Source organism: Streptomyces sp. NPDC091376 (genome assembly GCF_044757085.1).
Classification (GTDB): domain Bacteria; phylum Actinomycetota; class Actinomycetes; order Streptomycetales; family Streptomycetaceae; genus Streptomyces; species Streptomyces pratisoli.
On sequence record NZ_JBIVUF010000028.1, the window covers coordinates 59,211 to 60,857 of the forward strand.

Sequence of the window (1,647 nt, forward strand, 5' to 3'; positions counted from 1 at the left end):
GCACCCCCGTGCGTGTCCCGATGTCGTCCAACTTCAGGCCGGCGTCCTCTCGCAGGCGCCGGAGCTCAGCTCCCACCCGACGTCGGCGGACGGTGGGGTCTCCCATGCCGCCTCCATTCCTGATCAGTCCGCGCTCAGTGTGCCGCCTCTATGGCGGTGCGTACACACCTTTCCACAACGAGGCCGACGACGTGGCCGTGAATATGCAAGTTTGCAGGGTCTGTCTTTCCGCTTGCATTCGGCGACTATCTGACGACACACTAGATGTGCCGACTCGCACACAGCGGGTGATCACTCAATCGGTGAGGTCGCGCCATGTCTAAGCGCACGATTTCGGATCCCGTCCAGTTACCGGACCCGGGGACCCGTCAGAAGCCCAAGCCCATCCCGGGGTGCGACGTGTGCGGCGCGCTTTTCCGGCAGTGGTGCCAGGCGACGGAAGCGGGAAGTCCTGCCTTCGACCTGTCGCACGCGGTCGACCTGGCCATCGAAATCCAGCGTCACCCGCACGTACCACGGACGTTGAAATGAGTGGGGACGTGGTGGCAGCTCGCCCCGACGTCGACGCGGGTCCCTACGCACTGAGCCCCGTCGGGTGGTGGACCGAACTGGGCGGCGCCCTTGACGTCGCTTCAGGCGTCGTCTTCGTCCCCGCTGGCGCCGCAATTCCACCCTGCCCGTTCCCGTGCTCCCAATGCCGGATCAAAGGCAGACAGTGAGACTTCCTCCCCTCCCGTGACCGTGCCGGAAGGGGAGGAGCGCAGCCCGCGTGGTGGCTTCGGCCGCTGCGTGGTGGGGCGGCGGGGCGCAGCCCGGTGAGGTCGGCGCCGCGCCCCGTCCGCTCCCAACTCATGCACCACCCATCGAGAGAAGGGCAAGGCACATGAACCGAATCGCGCAGCGCTGGGCCGTCGTCGCAGGGGGCCAGGGGAACAAGGACATCGAGGATGGCGACGGAGGCGGCAGCAACCCGCCCATCGGCTGCCCGGACGACATCTTCATCGGCTGACGACGGCAGTAGCTGAATGACGCGAGGCCCCGCTCTGGGAGACTAGGGCGGGGCTTCTGACGTGAGGAGAGGGAATGGCGAGACAGATTTCCGGAACGGGGCGGGTCACTGTGTTCCCGCTCCTGCACGTATGGCCGGACGTCTACGGCGTGGTGGCGTATGCGCCGGCCGGACACTTCGGGGACACGGCTGTGATGGGCTACATCCCGATCGCTGAAGTCCCTGACGTCTCACTACTGGACGTCGCAGCCAGGCACCTGACGCGCGGTGCGGACCGGGAGGACCACGCCATCTGGGCCGTGTGCACGGGCTGGAGTGCGCGCGTGGTGCAGAAGCCCGGAACCATGGAGCTCCATGACGTCGGCTGGTCGCTGGAGATCGACGCGACGGTCACGCTGAAGGCTCCCATGTACGGCCACGGCACGTTGCACGTAGGGCGCTTCGCGCTCGACGACGAGGATCTGATGCGCCAGGCGCGGGAGCTTCTCCCCGGCAGGGTGTTGGTCTGACGCTCAACTGCCCCGCTCGTCTGCCCCCGTGGTGGATGGGCGGGGCTTCGTCGTTTCCGGGGGACAAAAGCGTATCGTCGCAGGTCAGTTGACGTGCTAGAGTATAGGTAGCAAATGAGTCGGATCTTC

The 1,647-nt window shown here is 66.4% G+C and carries 2 protein-coding genes and 1 pseudogene; 2 read left to right on the forward strand and 1 reads right to left on the reverse strand.

The window, feature by feature from the left end; translation table 11 throughout:
* Window positions 1-106 (reverse strand): annotated as a pseudogene (locus ACIQMR_RS35520) (XRE family transcriptional regulator); the annotation flags it as partial.
* 777 nt (window positions 107-883) lie between these two features.
* Here ACIQMR_RS35520 and ACIQMR_RS35525 point away from each other — a divergent pair.
* Window positions 884-1,009 (forward strand): hypothetical protein, encoded by a 126-nt coding sequence (locus tag ACIQMR_RS35525; RefSeq protein ID WP_401396502.1) that lies wholly within the window; start codon window positions 884-886, stop codon window positions 1,007-1,009.
* A 74-nt stretch (window positions 1,010-1,083) separates the two neighbouring features.
* Window positions 1,084-1,518, forward strand: a complete 435-nt coding sequence (locus ACIQMR_RS35530) for a hypothetical protein (protein ID WP_401396504.1) — start codon at window positions 1,084-1,086, stop codon at window positions 1,516-1,518.
* Window positions 1,519-1,647: the final 129 nt, after the last annotated feature.

Excerpts from the sequence above, each read along its gene's own strand:
- ACIQMR_RS35525 (WP_401396502.1), top strand. The coding sequence starts at position 884 with ATGAACCGAATCGCGCAGCGCTGGGCCGTCGTCGCAGGGGGCCAGGGG.
- ACIQMR_RS35530 (WP_401396504.1), top strand. The coding sequence starts at position 1,084 with ATGGCGAGACAGATTTCCGGAACGGGGCGGGTCACTGTGTTCCCGCTC.